The 18,299-nt window shown below is 63.9% G+C and carries 16 protein-coding genes and 1 riboswitch; of the genes, 8 read left to right on the forward strand and 8 right to left on the reverse strand.

Annotated features, from left to right (window positions below):
- Window positions 1-59: 59 nt before the first annotated feature.
- The 5 genes from FHS03_RS21700 to FHS03_RS21720 all read left to right on the forward strand — a co-directional run bounded on the left by FHS03_RS21700 (window position 60) and on the right by FHS03_RS21720 (window position 7,719).
- Window positions 60-2,648 carry a chemotaxis protein CheB gene (locus tag FHS03_RS21700; protein ID WP_183443020.1) on the forward strand — a complete coding sequence of 863 codons (2,589 nt, stop codon included), beginning with the start codon at window positions 60-62 and terminating at the stop codon, window positions 2,646-2,648.
- A gap of 38 nt (window positions 2,649-2,686) precedes the next feature.
- The gene (locus FHS03_RS21705) at window positions 2,687-4,240 is read left to right on the forward strand and encodes a sensor histidine kinase (protein ID WP_183443021.1); all 1,554 of its coding nucleotides are present in this window, start codon (window positions 2,687-2,689) and stop codon (window positions 4,238-4,240) included.
- 74 nt (window positions 4,241-4,314) lie between these two features.
- Window positions 4,315-6,450: a S46 family peptidase gene (locus FHS03_RS21710; protein WP_183443022.1), complete on the forward strand. Its 2,136-nt coding sequence runs from the start codon at window positions 4,315-4,317 to the stop codon at window positions 6,448-6,450.
- Between the two features lie 118 nt (window positions 6,451-6,568).
- On the forward strand, window positions 6,569-7,204 hold the full coding sequence (pnuC, locus tag FHS03_RS21715) for a nicotinamide riboside transporter PnuC (RefSeq protein WP_183443023.1): 636 nt from the start codon (window positions 6,569-6,571) through the stop codon (window positions 7,202-7,204).
- Complete coding sequence (locus FHS03_RS21720) at window positions 7,201-7,719, forward strand: AAA family ATPase (RefSeq protein WP_183443024.1); 519 nt, start codon at window positions 7,201-7,203, stop codon at window positions 7,717-7,719. The genes pnuC and FHS03_RS21720 overlap by 4 nt, the downstream gene beginning before the upstream one ends.
- Window positions 7,720-7,845: 126 nt before the next feature.
- Here the strand turns inward: FHS03_RS21720 and FHS03_RS21725 are convergent, their stop codons facing one another.
- Together FHS03_RS21725 and FHS03_RS21730 are read right to left on the reverse strand one after the other, a co-directional pair.
- A complete protein-coding gene (locus FHS03_RS21725) occupies window positions 7,846-9,966 on the reverse strand; it encodes a TonB-dependent siderophore receptor (RefSeq protein ID WP_183443025.1) in 2,121 nt (706 codons plus the stop codon).
- Between the two features lie 55 nt (window positions 9,967-10,021).
- Window positions 10,022-10,119, reverse strand: a riboswitch (TPP riboswitch).
- Between the two features lie 147 nt (window positions 10,120-10,266).
- A complete protein-coding gene (locus FHS03_RS21730; protein ID WP_183443026.1) occupies window positions 10,267-11,424 on the reverse strand; it encodes an iron-containing alcohol dehydrogenase in 1,158 nt (385 codons plus the stop codon).
- Window positions 11,425-11,563: 139 nt separating this feature from the next.
- On the opposite strand from FHS03_RS21730, the gene FHS03_RS21735 reads away from it, so the two are divergent.
- Window positions 11,564-11,863, forward strand: coding sequence for a ferritin family protein (locus tag FHS03_RS21735; RefSeq protein WP_176349689.1), 300 nt, complete (start codon window positions 11,564-11,566; stop codon window positions 11,861-11,863).
- A 28-nt stretch (window positions 11,864-11,891) separates the two neighbouring features.
- A complete protein-coding gene (locus FHS03_RS21740; protein ID WP_176349688.1) occupies window positions 11,892-12,368 on the forward strand; it encodes an Imm26 family immunity protein in 477 nt (158 codons plus the stop codon).
- Here the strand turns inward: FHS03_RS21740 and FHS03_RS21745 are convergent.
- The 6 genes from FHS03_RS21745 to ompR form a co-directional block, all read right to left on the reverse strand.
- Window positions 12,334-13,641 carry an RNA polymerase sigma factor gene (locus FHS03_RS21745; protein ID WP_371871752.1) on the reverse strand — a complete coding sequence of 436 codons (1,308 nt, stop codon included), beginning with the start codon at window positions 13,639-13,641 and terminating at the stop codon, window positions 12,334-12,336. The two genes, FHS03_RS21740 and FHS03_RS21745, sit on opposite strands and share 35 nt — an antisense overlap.
- Window positions 13,638-14,336, reverse strand: coding sequence for a YciI family protein (locus FHS03_RS21750; protein WP_183443027.1), 699 nt, complete (start codon window positions 14,334-14,336; stop codon window positions 13,638-13,640). The genes FHS03_RS21745 and FHS03_RS21750 overlap by 4 nt, the downstream gene beginning before the upstream one ends.
- Before the next feature lie 69 nt (window positions 14,337-14,405).
- Window positions 14,406-14,825, reverse strand: a complete 420-nt coding sequence (locus tag FHS03_RS21755; RefSeq protein WP_183443028.1) for a YciI family protein — start codon at window positions 14,823-14,825, stop codon at window positions 14,406-14,408.
- 22 nt (window positions 14,826-14,847) lie between these two features.
- Complete coding sequence (locus FHS03_RS21760) at window positions 14,848-15,339, reverse strand: VOC family protein (protein WP_221208215.1); 492 nt, start codon at window positions 15,337-15,339, stop codon at window positions 14,848-14,850.
- A gap of 151 nt (window positions 15,340-15,490) precedes the next feature.
- Window positions 15,491-16,855 carry a sensor histidine kinase family protein gene (locus FHS03_RS21765; protein ID WP_183443029.1) on the reverse strand — a complete coding sequence of 455 codons (1,365 nt, stop codon included), beginning with the start codon at window positions 16,853-16,855 and terminating at the stop codon, window positions 15,491-15,493.
- Window positions 16,856-16,873: 18 nt separating this feature from the next.
- Entirely contained in the window at window positions 16,874-17,641 is a 768-nt protein-coding gene (ompR, locus tag FHS03_RS21770) for an osmolarity response regulator transcription factor OmpR (RefSeq protein WP_183443030.1), read from the reverse strand.
- A 196-nt stretch (window positions 17,642-17,837) separates the two neighbouring features.
- Here ompR and FHS03_RS21775 point away from each other — a divergent pair, with 196 nt between their 5' ends.
- Window positions 17,838-18,215 (forward strand): hypothetical protein, encoded by a 378-nt coding sequence (locus FHS03_RS21775; RefSeq protein ID WP_229426336.1) that lies wholly within the window; start codon window positions 17,838-17,840, stop codon window positions 18,213-18,215.
- Window positions 18,216-18,299 lie beyond the last annotated feature (84 nt).

Below are 18,299 nucleotides of genomic sequence, written 5' to 3' on the forward strand. Positions count from 1 at the left end.
CAAACGCGCCTTGCGTGGAAAATCACCCATGACAGGGCTTTTCCATCAACCAGATCACAATGAGCAAGAATCAAGCAGTCGATGCCGGCGCCGGCGCGCATCCTATCAGTATCTGGAGTGCCGGGGGAACCGTTCCGATTGTCGCCATAGGCGCCTCCGCGGGCGGACTTGATTCGATCATCGAATTCCTGACGGCGGTGCCGCAAAACAGCGGCATGGCTTTTATCGTTATCCAGCATCTTGACCCGCAGCGCAAATGCGTGCTGCCCGAACTGCTGCAGCGCGCGACGGCCATGCCCGTGCATCAGATCAGCGACAATATGGGGATCGAACCGGATTGCGTCTATGTGATTCCGCCCAATATGAGCCTGGCCTTTGCCAACGGCTTATTGTCCCTGGGGCCGCTGTCCGGCCTGCGCGGGCCGCGTTATCCCATCGATGCCTTCTTCCGCGCACTGGCGACGGAGCGCCGCCAACTGGCCGCCGGCATCGTCTTTTCCGGCATGGGCAGCGATGGCACGGCCGGCCTGCGCGCCATCCGCGAGGCGGGCGGTGTGACGCTGGCCCAGCCGCCCGAATCGGCCAAGTTCGACCCCATGCCGCGCAGCGCCATCGACGCCGGGGTGGTCGATATCACGGCCCTGCCCGGGGATATGCCGGAAAAACTGGGCAATGTCTGGTCGGTGTCGCCCTATGTGCAGCAGGCGCGCGTGCGCGGCCGGCCGCACGCCTTGCAGGAGCTGCTGGAACTGTTGCAGGCGCATACCGGCAACAACTTCAGCGACTACAAGATGAATACCGTCATGCGCCGGATCGACCGCCGCATGAAGCTGCAGCAAAGCCTGTCGATGGAGCAGTATGTGCTGTTCCTGCGCGAGAACCCGGCCGAGATCGACCTGCTGTTCAAGGAATTGCTGATCGGCGTGACCAGCTTCTTCCGCGACCCCAAGATGTGGGAGCATCTGAAAAACGTCACGCTGCCGGCCATGGTCGCGGCCAATCCGGAGGGTTGCGCCTTCAAGGCCTGGGTGCCGGCCTGCTCCACCGGCGAGGAAGCCTATTCCCTCGCCATCGTGTTCGATGAGGTGATGGAGTCGATCAACCCGCGCGGCAAATACTCGCTGCAGATTTTCGCCACCGACCTCGATCCGGACGCGATCGACCGCGCGCGGCAGGGTGTTTTCAGCCGCAATATCGAGGAAAGCGTCTCGGCCGAACGCCTGTGCCACTACTTTATCGACGATGGCGCCGGCTTCCGCATCCGCAAGGATCTGCGCAATTCCATCATTTTCGCGCAGCAGAATGTGATCTCCGATCCGCCGTTTACCAAATTGGATATTCTCAGCTGCCGCAACCTGCTGATATATTTCACCCATAAGCTGCAAGAGCACCTGATTCCGCTATTCCATTACGCCCTCAAGCGCGATGGTTTTCTTCTGCTAGGCAGTGCCGACACACCGGGCAACTTCACGGAGCTGTTTGCGTCCGTGCCCGGTTCGGGACGCGTCTACCAGCGGCTGGACGCGGCGGTGCATCGGGTCAGCCATTATTTTCCGACCAAGGTGGTATCGGCCAATGTTCCATTGTCAAACGAAGCAAGGACTGTATCCATGACGGGCAATCTCCAGTCCCAAGTCGAGCATATGCTGCTCAAAAAACACTCGCCTGCGGCTGTCCTGTTGAGCAAAGAGGGCGATATTCTGTATATTCACGGGCGCACCGGCACCTATCTGGAGCCGGCGGCGGGCAAGGCCAATTGGAATATTCACGCCATGGCGCGCGACGGCCTGCGCTACCACCTGGCCGAATTGCTGGAACAGGCCAACCTGAGCGGCAAGCAGGAGGCCTTGCGCGGCCTGATGCTGAAAGACAGCGAGAACCGCGCGCTGCTGGTCGATGTCACGGCCGAGAAGCTGCCCGACAGCGATGCGGTCGAAGGCATGATGCTGCTGACTTTCCACGCCACGCCGGCGCCGACGGGCAAGCGCCACCGCGGCGGCTCGCCCAATCCGCACCAGGTGGAAATGGAGCAGCAGCTGGCCCAGGCGCGCATGGAAATCCATTCCGTGCGCGACGAGATGCAGACCTCGCGCGAGGAACTCAAATCGGCGAACGAGGAACTGCAATCGACCAACGAGGAGCTGCAATCGACCAACGAGGAGCTGACCACCTCCAAGGAAGAAATGCAGTCCCTGAACGAGGAGCTGTACACCGTCAACGCGGAATTGCAGTCCAAGGTGGACGACCTGTCGATGGCCAACAGCGATATGAAAAATCTGCTGAACAGCACCGACATCGCCGTCATCTATCTCGACAACTCCCTGCATATCCGCCGCTTCACCACCCAGGCCACGCAGATCTACAAGCTGATTCCGGGCGACGTGAACCGGCCGCTGGGCGATATCGTGACCGATCTGATTTATCCTGAGCTGGAAGACGACGCGCGCGAGGTACTGCGCACCCTGGCTTTCTGCGAAAAGCAGATCGCCACCCGGGATGGGCGCTGGTTCATGGTGCGGGTGCGGCCGTATCGCACGCTGGCCAATGTGATAGACGGCCTGGTCGCCACCTTCGTCAACATCACAGAACTCAAATCGCTGGAAGCGCGGCTAAGAGGGCCGGGCAGCGATAACAGGGAGACGCAGTAATGTCCCGGCCTGCGCCTCCCGCCCGTATTCGGAGCGACATGCAGAAAGCATGGCATGAGGCGCAGGTCAATCGTATCGAGCTGGAATTGCAGGGGGCCGCCCTGGCCGAGATGCACCGGCAAAAAGAAGAAGTTGAAGAGGATCTAAGCCGTTACACCGGGCTGTATGAGCAGGCGCCCGCCTGCTATCTCTCGCTCGGCCGCTCCGGCCGCATCGATGGCGCCAACCGCGCCGCCGCGGCCTTGCTGCGGCTGCAGCGGGCCGATTTGATTGGCCTGCATTTTGAAGAATTTCTCGCGCCCAGCTCCCAACCCGACTGGCGCGGCCTGCTGGCGCGCCTGGACCGCGAAGGCCAGCCTTCGGCACTCGAGGTGCAGCTGTTGGAAGAGCGCGGCGGCGCCAGCCGTGTGCGGCTGGAAGCCAACTACAATGCGCGCACCGGGGGCTGCCGCATCATCATCAGCGATATCAGCGACTGGCATGCGCGCGAAACGGCCTTGCAGCGCGCCTTCGCCATGCTCGACAGCCTGGACGAGGGCATGGCGCTGACCAATGCCGATGGCTGCATTGTCAGCGTCAATCCCGCCTTCAGCCAGTTGACGGCCTACCCGCCCGCGGCGGCCTTGGGGCGCTCGCTGCGGTTTCTGCGCCACCGCGCGCCCGGCGCGGCCTTTTATGCGGACCTTTGGCGCAGCCTGGTGAGCCGCGGCAGCTGGCAGGGCGAGGCCTGGGGCCAGCGCGCCGATGGCGGCGAGTTCCTGGCGGCGCTGTCGCTCAAGGTCATGCGCGATCCCGATGGCCGGCAAGCCAATCTGCTGGCCGTGTTCTCCGACATCACCCAGCGCAAACGCGCCGAACTGGCCTTGCGCGAACTGCACCGCGAACTCGATGCGCGCGTGCGGCTGCGCACCAGCGAGCTGGCCCAGGCCAACGCCCATCTGCGCCAGCTCAGCGCCCACCTGGCCGAGGTCAAGGAGGCCGAGCGCAAGCGCATCGCGCGCGAAATCCACGATGAGCTGGGACAGAATCTGCTGGCGCTGCGCATCGACATCTCCATGCTGCAGGCGCGCGCCGGCGCCCGCCACCCGCGCTTGCGGCAGCGCGCCAACCTGGCGCTGGAGAATGTGGATGCCACCATCCGCAGCGTGCGCAATATCATCAATGAGCTGCGTCCGGCGGTGCTGGACCTGGGGCTGCACGCGGCGCTGGAATGGCTGGTGCGCGACTTCGCCGTGCGTGGCCAGTTCGATTGCCGCCTGCTGGTTGCGGGCGAGGCCCTGCTCGACCGCATCGACGCCGAAAGCGGGGTGGTGCTGTTCCGCATCGTGCAGGAATCGCTGAGCAATGTGTTGCGCCACGCCGCCGCCAGCCATGTGCGGGTGGAGCTGACGGAGGAGGGCGACACGGTGCTGCTGCTGGTCGAGGACAATGGCGCGGGCATGGAAGCCAGCCAGCGCGACAAGCCCGGCGCCTTCGGCCTGCTGGGCATTGCCGAGCGGGTGGACGCCATGGGCGGGGCGCTGAGCATCGTTTCCGCGCCGCGCGACGGCTGCCGCCTGAGCGTGCGCCTGGCGCTGCCGGCGCGCGCCTGAAGCTGTCAAAAAAGCATTTTCACCAGGATGAGTAAGGCATATACTGCCCCCGCATCCACACACAGGGGTAAATCTTGTATAAATTGCTCGTTCTCCCGGCCGCGCTGCTGGGCGTTTTCGCTTCCGCCCACGCCGATGAAGGCCAATGGCAACCGCACCAGCTGCCGCAACTGAAATCCGAATTGAAACGCATCGGCATCGCCATCCCGGCCGAAAAGCTGGCCGACCTGTCCAAGCATCCGATGAGCGCCATCGTCTCGCTGGACGGCTGCTCCGCCTCCTTCGTGTCGCCTGAAGGCCTGGTGGTGACCAACCACCACTGCGCCTACGGCGCCATCCAGCGCAATTCGACCGCCGAGAAGAACTACATCAGCAATGGCTTCCTGGCCAAGACCCGCGCCGAAGAACTGCCGGCCGGCCCCAACTCCCTGGTCTACGTCACCGACAAGGTCGAAAACGTGACCGAACGCGTGCTCAAAGGACTGGACAAGCTGACCGGCCGCGCGCGCCATGAAGCCGTTCAGGACAGCATCAAGAAACTGATCGCCGAATGCGAATCGGACAAGATCTATCGCTGCTCCGTGCCCGCCTTCCACCGCGGCGCCGAGTACTACCGCATCCGCCAGATGATGATCCGCGACGTGCGCCTGGTGTACGCGCCGTCCGACAAGATCGGCAACTACGGCGGCGACATCGACAACTACGAATGGCCGCGCCACACCGGCGACTACTCCTTCCTGCGCGCTTACGTGGGCAAGGATGGCCGCCCGGCCGACCCGTCGCCGGACAATGTGCCGTATAAATCCAAGGACTTCCTGGTGGTGTCCGCCGAAGGCCTGAAAAACGGCGACCCGATCCTGCTGGCCGGCTACCCGGGCCGCACCAGCCGCTACAAGCTGCCGTCGGAAATCCGCTATGCGCGCGACCTGAGCTACCCGGCCATGGTGGCCGAATACCAGGCCGACCTGGACACCATCGCCGCCGCCACCAAGGGCAACGAAGCGAACGTGGTGCGCTACGCCAGCGTGGCCAAGTCCATCAACAACCGCATGAAGAAAACCCAGGGTCTGCTGGACGGCTTCGCGCGCAAGGACATCGCCGCCATCAAGGACGTGCAGGACGCCGAATTCCGCGGCTGGTACAACAAGCAGCCCAACGTGTCGAAAACCATGCTGTCCGAGCTGGACGCCGTGATCGCCGCCGATATGGCCCTGAACGACGAGGAATTCGCCTGGGGCATGGCGACCAACAGCGACCTGCTGAAAAGCGCCCGCACCCTGTACCGCCTGGCGCTGGAACGCCAGAAGCCGAACGAGCAGCGCAAGGCCGGCTACCAGGACCGCGACCTGAGCTTCATCAAGGCGCGTCTGACCCGTCTGGAACAATCGCTGGCGCTGCCGGTGGACCAGGCCCGCTTCGCCGGCGGCCTGCAACGCTACGCCAAGCTGGCGGCCAAGTACCATCCGCAAGGTCTGGACGCGCTGCTGCCAGCCGTGGATGCCGTGCCGGCCCTGTACCAGAACTCGAAACTGGGCGACACCGCCCAGCGCCTGGCTCTGCTCGACAAGGACGCCGCCGCCTTCACCGCTTCCAGCGACGCCTTCGTGCAGCTGGTCGTGAAACTGCACGGCATCGACGAGTCGCTGGAAAACCGCCGCAAGGAAGTGGACGGCAACCTGGAACGCATCATCCCGCAATACATGGGCGCCGTGATCGCATGGAAGAAATCCCAGGGCAAGCCAGTCTACCCGGACGCCAACTCCACCCTGCGCGTGACCTACGGCACCGTGTCGCCATACTCGCCGCGTGACGGCGTGAGCAAAGGCCCGTTCACCACGGTGGAAGGCATCGTCGAGAAGCACACCGGCAAAGAGCCGTTCATCGCGCCGCAAAACCTGATCGACGCCGTCAAGGCCAAGCGCTACGGCCAGTTCAAGGACCCGATCCTGGGCACCGTGCCGGTCAACTTCCTCACCAGCGCCGACACCACCGGCGGCAACTCCGGTTCTGCCGTGATGAACAAGAACGGCGAACTGATTGGCCTGAACTTCGACTCCACCTACGAGTCCATCACCAAGGACTGGTACTTCGACCGCGGCATCACCCGCGCCATCCACCTGGATGCGCGCTATATGCTGTGGGTGATGAAGGAAGTCGATCACGCCGACAATCTGCTGAAAGAAATGACGATCAAGTATCCAAAACACTGATCGCTGCTCGATCCAGCATCGCAAAACGGGGCCGCGCGCCCCGTTTTGTTTTTTCAGCCGACGCACGGCGGGGCAGGGCAGGCTGCGCTATAATCCCCGGTCCTGCTAAACCCCTGCCATGAACGAAACCCTTTCCCTGTTTGGCTTTGCCACCACCCCGCTTGAGCTGATTTCCTTTGTGCTGTCGGTCGCCACGGTCTGGCTGAATATCCACCAGAAGCACTGGGCCTGGCTGTTCGCCATCGTTTCATCCGCCACTTATGGCGTGGTGTTCTTCAATTCTCGGCTGTATGGCGATATGGGACTGCAACTGGTCTTCATCAGCGTGTCGGTCTGGGGCTGGTATCAATGGCTGCATGGCGACGCCACGCACGAACAACTGCCGGTGACGGCCCTGAACGTGCGCCAGCGCTGGCTGGCTGGTGCGAGCTGGCTGCTCGCCTTCGGCGTGCTGGCCTGGTTCCTCAAGACCTATACCGACACCGACGTCCCGCATTCCGACGGTTTCCTCACCGCCGGCAGTCTGGTGGGGCAGGTGCTGCTGTCGCGCAAAAAGCTGGAAAACTGGGTGGTCTGGATTGTGGTCGATATTCTGTACGTCGCGCTGTACGTGCACAAAGGCCTGATGCTGACGGCCGTCCTGTACGGCATGTTCGTGGTGATGGCCGCGATCGGCCTGCGCGCCTGGATGAAATCGGCGGCTGGCGAAGCGGCCGCGATCGACGCCGAGCGCGATGCAATGGTACTCAAATGAAGCAGCCGTTCAGAGTAGCGATCCTCGGCAGCGCCTCATCCGGCAAGACCACGCTGGCGGCGGCGCTGGCTGAAAAATACGGCGCCCTCTGGGTGCCTGAATATCTGCGCGAATTCGTCGATGTGCGCCAGCGCGTGCCGGTCGCGGCGGACCAGATCCACATCGCCCGCACCCAGGTTGCGCGCGAAGACGCCGCCGCCGCGCAAGGCGGCCGCTTCCTCTTCTGCGACACCACACCGCTGATGACCTCCGTCTACAGCCGCCACTACTTCGGCGGCATCGACGCCGAGCTGGAAGCGCTGACCGCCTCCCACGGCTACGACGTCACGCTGGTCTGCGCCCCCGACATCCCGTGGGTCCCCGACGGCCTGCAGCGCGAAAACCAAGACCTGAGTGGCGTCATCAATGGCTACCTGAACGAAGAACTCGCCCGTCGCGCCATCCCCCACACCCGCATCCACGGCCCCCTGGCCGAACGCCTGCAGCAAGTCGCCCAACTGCTCGGCCAAGTTTGATCTTCCTCAACAAATGTCCAACCCTGGTGTCAGGCACCGGGGGCGGACATTCTTTGATCTAGCGCAAACAATGTCTCACCCTGGTGCCTGACACCAGGGTGAGACATTGTTTGATTTTTCGCAAACTTAGAAGTCGATCTGGGCGGAGAGCTTGAAGGTGCGCTCGGCGCCGGGGAAGAGGTAGCCGCCGAGATCCGGGGTGACGTCGCGCCAGTAGAACTTGTTGGTGACGTTGTTGACCTGGGCGCGCAGCACGGTCTTGTTGCCGGCGATGCTGGTGGCCCAGGCGGCGCCAAGATTCAGCAGGTGGTAGGCGGGAACCATGACCTTGTTCTGGTCGTCGAAGGCTTTGTTGCCGGAGTATTGCCAGTTGGCGTTCAGCTTCAGGCCCGCCACTTGCGGTACGGCGTATTCGGCGTACACGGTGGACTTGAACTTGGCGACGTTCGGTACGCGCTTGCCGTCCATGCCCGGCTGGCCCGTGCCTTCCTGGTGGGTGTTCAGCGCGGTGGCCGATGCGCCCAGCAACAGATCGGACGTGAGCTTGCCTTGCGCCGAGAACTCCACGCCGCGATGGCGCGCTTCGCCGCTGCGCACGAAGGTGCCGCCGGTGCCCAGCGTGTAGTCGGTGAATTCCAGACCTTTGGTGATCTGGAAGATGGAGGCTGCTAGATTCAGGCCGCCGACATCGGCTTTCACACCGGCTTCCAGCTGTTTGGATTTGCCGGGAGGGAGGGCTTGCTTCTCGTTGCTCGTGCCTTTGGGCGCGATGCTGCCCAGTTCCAGGCCTTGCGCGTAGGAGCCGTACACGGCCAGGCCGGCGTTCGGGCTGAAGACCAGCGCTACGTTCGGCAGCCAGAAGCCTTGGTCGATATCGTATTTCGCTTTCGCTTCGTGGCGCTTGACTTGCACGTGGCGCGCGCCGGCGTGCAGTTTCAGCGTGTCGTTCAGGGCGATCACGTCCTGGGCGAAGAAGGAGCGCTGCTGGTCGTTGCGGCGTTCCGATACCGGGCCGCTGCTCAGGCCAGTGGCCTGCAGCACCACCGGACGGTAGATATTGCTGGTGCCGACGCCTTCATAAATATAGTCGCCCCAGTATTCGCTGTTCTTGAAGTAGGAATAGCCTGCGGTCAGCTCGTGGCGCAGCGTGCCGGTGGCGAATTTTCCCTGCACCATGGCTTGCATGGTCTGCGGCTTTTTCTTCTCGCCCAGGCTGACGTAGTCATACACATCATAGTCGCCATTGGCGCAGAAGCCGCTGTCCAGGCCTTCGCGGTAGCAGCCCAGCGGGAAGGCGGTGTAATCGTCGCGCTTCAGCGTGTGGCGGTTGGCGCTGATCGTGGCGCTCCAGTCCTGATTGAATTCGTACTGGAAGCGCAGGCCGATATTGCTGCTCTCCGTTTCCACCGGCTTGCTCCAGGGCTGATTGTTCAGCATATTGTCGGCGGCCACATTCGGCAGGGTGGTGCCGCTGATCAGCTGGAAGCCGGGCGCCGTCACCTGGGATTTTTTCTGGTAGTCGGCGTCGATCTGCAGCAGCGCCTGCGGCGTGATCTGCCAGTCGAAGGCGCCGGAGACGAAGTTGCGATGGCCATCCGCGCCCTTGATGTAGGAACGCAGACGCTCGGCGGCGGCGTTGACGCGGTAGCCGAAGCGCTTGTCCTCGAAACGTCCGCCCAGGTCGACGGCGCCGAACAGCGTACCGCGCTCGCTCGCCTCCAGCGTGACGGAACGCAGCGGCGCATTGGTCGGACGCTTGGTCACGTAGTTGACGATGCCGCCCGGCGCCGCCACGCCGGCTTGCAGACCGGCCAGGCCTTTGAGTACTTCCAGGCGCTCCTTGTTTTCCAGCGGGATTTGCGTATCGCCGGAAATCGCCATACCGTCCTTGCGGTAGCTGTTCGCGTTATTCAGCTTGAAGCCGCGGATCGAGAACTGCTCCGCGTAGCCGACCGCATTGTACGAATCGCTGATGCTGGCATCGAACTTCGCCGCATCGGTGGTCGAGCGGATATTCAGATCCTGCATCTGCTCGCGCGACAGCACGCTGACCGAAGCAGGCGTTTGCATCAAGGGTGTATCGGAGAAGCCGGCGACGGCCGCGCGCTCGCCGCCGGTGCGGCTGGCGCTCACCACCACCTCGGTCATTTTCGCGTCATTGGAAGACGATTGCGCCAAAGCGGAAGGAGAAAAAGCCTGCGCCACAGCCAGCGCGAGGACGGAAACAGCAAAATTCGGAGTAGGCATATTGTGCTCTTGTAGTCGGCGGACAGACCAACGCAGGAGCACTCAAAGGAGGGGAGACAACAACTTTGCGCTTTCCTTCGCTGGCATTATCCAGATCAGGTACGAAGGGTATCTCTCACCCGGAACAGCGTTCCAGGACCCCTAGCGAAGCCCGAAGCTTACCACAAGCCCCCCGTTTGCGCTAAATCAAGCAATGTCCAACCCTGGTGTCAGGCACTGGAGGTAGACATTCTTTGATATAGATCAGCAAATGTCCGGCCCCAGTGCCTGACACCAGGGTTGGACATTTGTTGAGGGAGATCAAAGGCTGAGGGTGAGGGCGGCGCGGGTGGCGGCGCTGTCGATGTCGTGGTGTTCGCCGAGGTGCACAGAGCCGGCGGCTTCGAGGGCGGTGACGACGGCGTCGATGGCGCTGGCGTCCAGGCCGTAGCCGCTGAGGCGCGAGGGGACGCCCATCTGTTCGAAGAAGCGGCGCGTGGCGTCGATCGCGGCATCGATGCGGCTGTCGTCGTTGCCGTCGCGTAAGCCCCAGACGCGCTCGGCATACTGCAGCAGCTTGGCGCGCTTGGCTTCGCGTTGGACCTGCATGATGCCGGGCAGAACGATGGCCAGGGTTTGCGCGTGGTCAAGGCCGTACAGGGCGGTCAGCTCGTGGCCGATCATATGGGTGGACCAGTCTTGCGGCACGCCAACGCCGATCAGGCCGTTCAGGGCCATGGTGGCGCTCCACATCACATTGGCGCGCACCGCCAGGTCGTCGGGCTGGCTCAGGGCTTTCGGGCCTTCTTCGATCAGGGTCAGCAGCAGGCCTTCGGCGTAGCGGTCCTGCACCGGGGCTTGCGCCGGGTAGGTCAGGTATTGTTCCATGACGTGGACGAAGGCGTCGACCACGCCGTTGCCGACCTGGCGCGCGGGCAGGGTCAGGGTCTTGGCCGGGTCGAGCACGGAGAACACGGGATAGACGTGGCGGCTCATGAAGCCGCGTTTTTCCTGCGTGGCGTGGCGGGTGATGACGCTGGCGCTGTTCATCTCGGAGCCGGTGGCGGGCAGGGTCAGCACGCTGCCGAAGGGCAGGGCGGCCTGGATCACTTTGCCGCCTTTGCTGAGGATGTCCCAGGCGTCGCCTTCGTACAGGGCCGCCGCGGCGATGAATTTTGCGCCGTCGATGACGGAGCCGCCGCCCACGGCCAGCAGGAAGCCGACCTGTTCGCGCCGCGCCAGCTCCACCGCCTGCATCAGGGTTTCGAAATGCGGATTCGGTTCGATGCCGCCGAATTCGAGCACGGCGTGGCCGGACAGCGCGGCTTTGACCTCGTCATACACGCCATTGCTCTTGATGCTGCCGCCGCCGTAGAGCATCAGCACTTTGGCGCCCGCCGGCACCTGCTTGGCGAGGGCGGCGATCTGGCCCTGGCCGAAGAGGATGCGGGTGGGGTTGTGGAATTCGAAGTTCTGCAATTGATAACTCTTTTCATTGAAACTGCGGACATTATCCCCGATCGGGCCGCATTCCGTGCGACGTCCATCCTTTTCAACGGCTAGACTTGAGAAATCTGCGCCATACGCCGACAATGCCTGTATTGATAAGGAGTCCGCCATGGCACAGGAAGAACTGATTGAGGAACGCGATTATCTGAACGCGCAAGTGATCGATATGCACCGCGCTTTGCGCTCCCTCGCCGAAAAGCTGGAGCAGCTGGACCTGCATAACCAGCGCATCGAGGCTTGCACCGATCCCGAGCTGAAGCTGGTCATGGCCAGCCAGCGCGATGCCACCCGCAAGCATATCGCCATGCTGCTGGAGTGGGTGCGCCGGCGCGATCCGAAACTGGATAAGGAAATGAAGGACGCGCTGTTCAAGGCGGGACCGATTGCAGCGCAGTATCACTATGAATAAGGCCGTGGCTGTAGATGAAAGGAAGTGAATGAGATTGAAGCCCTACCGCGAAGGAAGCTGGTTTGCCGTGCCGCTCAGGCATGGCGGTTATGCCACGGGATTGGTAGCCCGCTTGTCGCCGCAAGGGAAAATCATGCTGGCCTACTTGTTTGGTCCGAAGCGCGAGGACGTGCCCGCGCTGGAGGAGGTGGCCGGCCTCACGGCCCAGGATGCGCTGAAAGCCATCCGCACCGGCGACGTGGCCCTGGCCAACGGCCGCTGGCCCGTGATCGGCGACGCCGAGGAGTGGCAGCGCGCCGACTGGCCGGTGCCGGTCTTCATCCGCCGCGCCGACGCCTTGAAGCGGGCCTGGCGCGCCACCTATGCCGATGATCCGGCCCGCCCGGAGAAGGAAGTGTCGGTGCCGTATGAAACCGAGGGCCTGGAAAGCGATTCCCTGTACGGCTACGGCTCGACCGAGCTGCTGCTGACTAAGCTGCTGGAGCCGCCGACCCTGGCGGCGTAGGCGGCAGACGGCGGTGGCAGGTGGCGGCGCGCGTCAATAGCAGGTCGCGTTCGCGCTCGTTTTGCGTCATGCCGGCGGCGCGCTCGAATTCGGCGCGCGCCTCGTCCAGCCTGCCCAGTTTGAACAGCAGGTCGCCGCGCACGCTGGGCAGCAGATGGTAGTTGCGCAGCAGCGGCTCGTCGAGCAGGGTGTCGGCCACGGCCAGGCCTTCGGCCGGGCCGAAAGCCATGGACACGGCCACCGCCCGGTTCAGCTCCACCACCGGCGAGGACGCCAGTTCGGATAGTGTCTGGTACAGGGCGGCGATGCGCAGCCATTCCGTGTCCTCGGCCTTGCGCGCCCGCGCGTGGCAGGCGGCGATTTCCGCCTGCAGCACATAAGGCCCGGCCGGACGATCCAGGCGGGCGGCACGTTCCAGCGCGGCCAGGCCGCGGCCGATCAGCAACTGGTCCCAGCGCGAACGGTCCTGTTCCAGCAGCAGCACGGGACGGCCGCGCGCGTCGCAGCGCGCGCGCAGGCGCGAGGACTGGATTTCCAGCAGCGCCGCCAGGCCATGCACTTCCGGTTCCTGCGGCGCCAGGCCGGCCAGGATGCGCGCCAGGCGCAGCGCTTCCTCGCACAGGGCGGGACGCATCCAGTCGGCGCCTGCGCTGGCCGAATAGCCTTCGTTGAAGATCAGGTAAATCACTTGCAGCACGGAGCACAGGCGTTCCTCCAGCTCCGCACCGCGCGGCACCTCGTACGGCACGCGCTTCTCGGCCAGCGTGCGCTTGGCGCGCACAATGCGCTGGGCGATGGTCGGCTCGGCCACCAGGAAGGCGCGCGCGATTTCGTCGGTGGACAGGCCACCCAGCAGGCGCAGGGTGAGTGCCACCCGGCCTTCGGTCGGCAGCACCGGATGGCAGGAGATGAAGACCAGGCGCAGCAGGTCGTCGCCGATATTGTCGTCCAGCGTCTTTTCCAGATCGGGGGCGGCGTCCTGCAGCAAGCCCTCGATCTCGTAAGTCAGCTCGGCTTCCTTGTCCTGGGTCAGCTTGCGGTGGCGCAGATGGTCGAGGGCGCGGTTTTTGGCCACCGTCATCAGCCAGGCCGCCGCGTTGTCCGGCATGCCTTTTTCAGGCCAGATTTCCAGCGCGCTGACCAGGGCGTCCTGGGCCATCTCCTCGGCCAGGCCGACGTCGCGCAGCATGCGCGTGAGCACGGCGATGATCTTGGCCGACTCGATGCGCCAGACCGCATCGAGCCGCTGGTGAATGGCCTGGGACGTGGTCACTGGCGCACCACCTCGCGCAATTCAATCTGGATGTCGGGACCGTTGGGGAAGGGGTAGTTGCGCACCCATTCATAGGCCTCTTCGCGGGTCGCCGTCTGGATCACCCAATAGCCGGCGATCAGTTCCTTGATCTCGGTGAAGGGACCGTCGATCACGGTATGGCGGCCGCCACCGAACTTCACGCGCGCGCCTTGCGCTGCCGGCTTCAAGCCTTCGCCCGCCAGGATCACGCCGGCGCGCACGCCTTCCTCGTTACGGCGCATCATCAGGGCGATATGCTCGGGATCGACGCCCTCGTCGCGCTCGTGCTTTTCGTTCGCCTTCAGCAGCACCATATACGGCGTGAGCTGGGGCGGCACATTGGCCTCGAAACCCAGGCAACCGCTGCTGCAGCCGGTTTCGCGCACTTCCAGCGTGAACTCGCCCTCGTTGTCGGCCGTGGGCCAATGCTTGGCCCATTCGATGGCCTCGGCCTGGTCCTTGGCTTCGATCACGGTAAAGCCGGCCACCATTTCGTGCGCATTGGGGAAGGGGCCTTGCTCGACTTCCCAATCGCTGCCGTTGTACTTCATGCGCGTCGACCGTTCGCTGGAATGCAGCCATTTGCTGTCGGGCAGGGCGGCGGTCAGGCCTGGGGGCGGGAACGAGGCCTGTTCGGTGCTGCTGTCAGCCCGGCGCAAAATCATAAAGTGCATTGCATCCTCCTGTATCGGTTGGCGTATGAAGCGGCGCGCGGCCGGCGCGCGCCGGTTTGCGGCAAATATTCAGGCAGCGCTTTCGACCTGGGCGCGCAGGCGGTCTTCCTGCTCGCGCAGCTCGGGCGTCATGGCGGCGCCGAAATCCTCCATCTCGAAGACGCGGCGGATTTCCACTTCCGAGCCGTCGTCCATCGGCGCGCGCTTCATCCACTCCACCGCCTCGTCCAGCGACTTGACCTGGATCAGCCAGAAGCCGGCCACCAGCTCCTTGGTTTCGGAGAAGGGGCCGTCGACCACCACGCGCTCCTTGCCCTGGTAGCGGATGCGCGCGCCGCGCGAGCTGGGATGCAGGCCTTCGCCGGCCAGCAGCACGCCGGCGCCCACCAGCTCTTCATTGAAGCGGCCCATCTGGGTCAGAGTCTCCTCCGACGGCATGTCACCGGCTTCGGAACGGGCATTGGCTTTGACGATAATCATGAAACGCATGGCAGTCTCCTCGTGCTCGAAATTATTGTTGTGCCGCTTCGCCGCAGCCGCCGTGCTTGGCCGCATCGGCCGCCGCCGCCGCGATTTCTTCGGGCGTCAGGTCGCGCACATGGGTGGCGATCGACCAGGAGTGGCCGAAGGGATCGGTCAGCACGCCGTAGCGGTCGCCCCAGAACATTTCCGTCACGGGCATCTTGGTGGTGGCGCCGGCTTCCAGGGCGCGCGCGAAGGTGGCGTCGGCGTCTTCCACGTACAGGTGGATGGTGACGGGCGAGCCTTTCAGCGTATTGGGCCCGACCGAGCCCCAGGCCGGCGCCTCATCCATCAGCATCAGGGCGGAATTGCCGATGCGCAGCAGGGCGTGCATGATCTTGCCGTCCGGGCCGGGCATGCGCGCGCCCTCGACGGCGCCAAACGCCTTTTTGTAGAAGTCGATGGCCTGGGCGGCACCCGCGCAGACCAGGTGCGGGGTCAGGGAGTGCATGTCTTCGGGGATGGCTTTGACTTTGCTCATGATGAAGTCTCCTATCAAGGGGTGGAGGAGAGCGCGGACTGCGCTTCCATATTCCCACGACGGCCCGCGCCGGCGGAAATCGACAAGCCCGGCAAAAATAATTCAAAAATTTTAAATTATTTTTGCAAGCTTTGCCGAAAGGAGTGACTCATCAGGCGATGGCGCGCATGACGATCTGGATCATCAAGCCGCCGCCGGGCCGGTTGCGCACCTTGAATTCCGCGCCATGCTTGAGCAGCACGCGCTCGACAATGGCCAGACCGAGGCCGGCGCCATTGGCCTGGCCGCGCGCCGCGTCGAGACGGGTGAAGGGTTTGAGCAGCTGGGCGATCTGCTCTTCGGGCACGCCCACGCCATGGTCGCTCACCTCGATGGTGACGCGGCGCGCCGTGTGCATGCCCTTGACGCTGCATTTCAGCTCGATCTCGGCCACGTCCTTGCCCGGCGTCTTGCCGTAGCGGCGCGCGTTCTCGATCAGGTTGCCGATCACGCGTTTCAGGTCGGTGGCGTTGCCCAGCACGTGGCTACGCTCGGCCAGCTCGGTGCTGACCTGCACATCCGGCAGGCGCGATACATCATGCGCGCATTCCTCCAGCAGGTTTTTCACGTCCACATTGATGAAGGTGGCCGCTTCGGTCGGCTTGGCGTAGTCGAGGAACTGGCCGATGATGGCGTCCATCTGGGCGATGTCGGACTGGATGCCGTCGCGCGATTCGGCCGAGAGATTGGCCATCTCCACCTCCAGCTGCATGCGCGCCAGCGGCGTGCGCAGGTCGTGCGAGATGCCGGCCAGGATCACGGCGCGGTCGGATTCGACCTGCTGCAGATCGTCCACCATCTGGTTGAAGCTGCGGTTCGCCTCGCGGATTTCGCGCGGGCCTTTTTCCGGTAGCGGCGGCGGACGATTGCCCTGGGCGAATTCGCGCGTGGCCGCCGTCAGGCGCGCCAGCGGCAGGTTGATCAGGCTGGAAATCAGGGCCGCGCCCAGCAGCGATACCACCGACACCACGCCGGCCCAGCCCAGCCACTGGATGCCGGTCAGGCCGCGGATGCGCTCGCGCTCGAGCATCAGCCAGTAGGCGTCGTCGTCGATCTTGAAGCTGACCCAGAAGCCGGATACGCCGTTCACGTTGGAGGAAAAGCGCGTGTCGGCCCCCAGCTTGGCTTTCACCAGGGCTTCGATATCGGGCATCAGGGCATTGTCGGGCGGCGGGTCGACCTCATCGTCCTCCTCCATCGGGAAGACGCGGATGCCCTCGTTCGACACCAGCTCGAACAGCAGTTCGCTGCGCAGGCCGACGGCTGAATGGGTGAGGGCGGCGCGGGTGATGGTGACCACGGAGATCACCTGGGCCGAAATCTGCTGGACTTGCGGTTCGCGCTGGACGATGCTGATCATGCCCACCCAGGCCGACATGCTCAGCGTGGTGAGCACGCCGAGCAGCAGGAAAGTGCGCCAAAAGAGACCGCTTTTCAGCCAGGCCAGGCGGGGGAGTTTAAACAGGCGCTTCTTCATGCGGTGCTGCCGGGCACCTTAGCGCGGCTGTCCCTCCGGGATGAAGACATAGCCCAGTCCCCATACCGTCTGGATGTACAGCGGGCTCGATGGATCCGGCTCGATCAGCTTGCGCAGACGCGAAATCTGCACGTCCAGGCTGCGGTCGAATACCTCGTATTCGCGGCCGCGCGCCAGTTCCATCAGCTTCTCGCGCGACAGCGGCTGGCGCGCATGGCGCGCGAACACTTTCAGTACCGAGAATTCGCCGGTGGTCAGCGGCACGGTCTCGCCGTTTTTCTTCAGCGTGCGCGTGCCCAGGTCCAGCACGAACTGGCCGAACTCGAAGGTTTGCGGGGTTTCCGACGGCGCGCCCGGAATCTCGTCCGGCGCCTTGCGGCGCAGCACGGCGCCGATGCGGGCCACCAGCTCGCGCGGGTTGAACGGCTTGGGCAGGTAATCGTCGGCGCCCATTTCCAGGCCGACGATGCGGTCCACATCCTCGCCCTTGGCGGTCAGCATGATGATCGGCGTCTGGTCGCCCGCGCCGCGCAGGCGGCGGCAGATCGACAGGCCGTCTTCGCCGGGCAGCATCAGGTCCAGCACCAGCAGGTCGTAACGCTCGCGCAGCCACAGCTTGTTCATGGCCGTCGCGTTTTCCGCGGTGAAGACATTGAAGCCTTGTTCGGTCAGATAGCGGCGCAGCAGGTCGCGCAGACGGACGTCGTCGTCCACTACCATGATCTTGGCTTGGTGGCCCTGGTTGTTGCCAGCGCTGTTGCTCGATTCGGTGGAGGTCGTAGTCATAATGCTGTCGGAATTGTCAGATTCATGTTGCTATGGTAACGTCATAATGGTCGCCGGAAACAATACTTGGCAGACCCATTACAAAGTGTTACAAACTTTACCCAAACGCTCTTACCCGCGTAATGAAAGGGGCATACACTTGGGCCATAGTCAGTACAGCTTATAGGTTTACCTTGCAAGACGGAAGAGGATCACGATGAACAAGCCAGCAGCAACAAGCAAAAGGACGGGGGAAGCGCATCTGCGCCGGCGCCTGCCTGCCGCTGCGCTGGCGCTGGCCTGCTCCCTGACCGCCGTCGCGGCCTGGGCCAACGGTCCGACCGATCCGCCCGGCAACCAGCCGCGCCGCGAAGAAAGCCGGCCGGCGCCGCGCGAAAGCCGCGAGACGCGCGACCGGCGCTGGGGCGACTACGAGCAGCGCGCCGAAGAGCAGCGCCGCGCGATGCAGGAAAATGTGAACAATGCGGAGATGAACCGCCGCGTGGGCCGCATGACGGCCGACGAGAAGCGCGACCTGCGCCGCCAGATCCAGGAAACGGGGCAGGAGTTGTACGCGATTCCGCCGCGCCGCTAGGACCGCGCCGCAGACCGCCACCGGGCCGCTTGCGGCCCTTTTTGTTGGCGCAACTTTCTCATATTTGCAACCGGCGGGCGGCGA

Origin of the sequence: Pseudoduganella violacea, assembly GCF_014191875.1 — a bacterium.
Taxonomy (GTDB): Bacteria; Pseudomonadota; Gammaproteobacteria; order Burkholderiales; family Burkholderiaceae_D; genus Rugamonas; species Rugamonas violacea_A.

Bases quoted from the DNA above. Each gene is read 5' to 3' on its own strand.
- FHS03_RS21700 (WP_183443020.1), top strand. From the start codon at position 60: ATGAGCAAGAATCAAGCAGTCGATGCCGGCGCCGGCGCGCATCCTATC.
- FHS03_RS21705 (WP_183443021.1), top strand. From the start codon at position 2,687: ATGCAGAAAGCATGGCATGAGGCGCAGGTCAATCGTATCGAGCTGGAA.
- pnuC (WP_183443023.1), top strand. From the start codon at position 6,569: ATGAACGAAACCCTTTCCCTGTTTGGCTTTGCCACCACCCCGCTTGAG.
- FHS03_RS21720 (WP_183443024.1), top strand. From the start codon at position 7,201: ATGAAGCAGCCGTTCAGAGTAGCGATCCTCGGCAGCGCCTCATCCGGC.
- FHS03_RS21725 (WP_183443025.1), bottom strand. From the start codon at position 9,966: ATGCCTACTCCGAATTTTGCTGTTTCCGTCCTCGCGCTGGCTGTGGCG.
- FHS03_RS21735 (WP_176349689.1), top strand. From the start codon at position 11,564: ATGGCACAGGAAGAACTGATTGAGGAACGCGATTATCTGAACGCGCAA.
- FHS03_RS21740 (WP_176349688.1), top strand. From the start codon at position 11,892: ATGAGATTGAAGCCCTACCGCGAAGGAAGCTGGTTTGCCGTGCCGCTC.
- FHS03_RS21750 (WP_183443027.1), bottom strand. From the start codon at position 14,336: ATGCACTTTATGATTTTGCGCCGGGCTGACAGCAGCACCGAACAGGCC.
- FHS03_RS21755 (WP_183443028.1), bottom strand. From the start codon at position 14,825: ATGCGTTTCATGATTATCGTCAAAGCCAATGCCCGTTCCGAAGCCGGT.
- FHS03_RS21760 (WP_221208215.1), bottom strand. From the start codon at position 15,339: ATGAGCAAAGTCAAAGCCATCCCCGAAGACATGCACTCCCTGACCCCG.
- FHS03_RS21765 (WP_183443029.1), bottom strand. From the start codon at position 16,855: ATGAAGAAGCGCCTGTTTAAACTCCCCCGCCTGGCCTGGCTGAAAAGC.
- ompR (WP_183443030.1), bottom strand. From the start codon at position 17,641: ATGACTACGACCTCCACCGAATCGAGCAACAGCGCTGGCAACAACCAG.
- FHS03_RS21775 (WP_229426336.1), top strand. From the start codon at position 17,838: ATGAACAAGCCAGCAGCAACAAGCAAAAGGACGGGGGAAGCGCATCTG.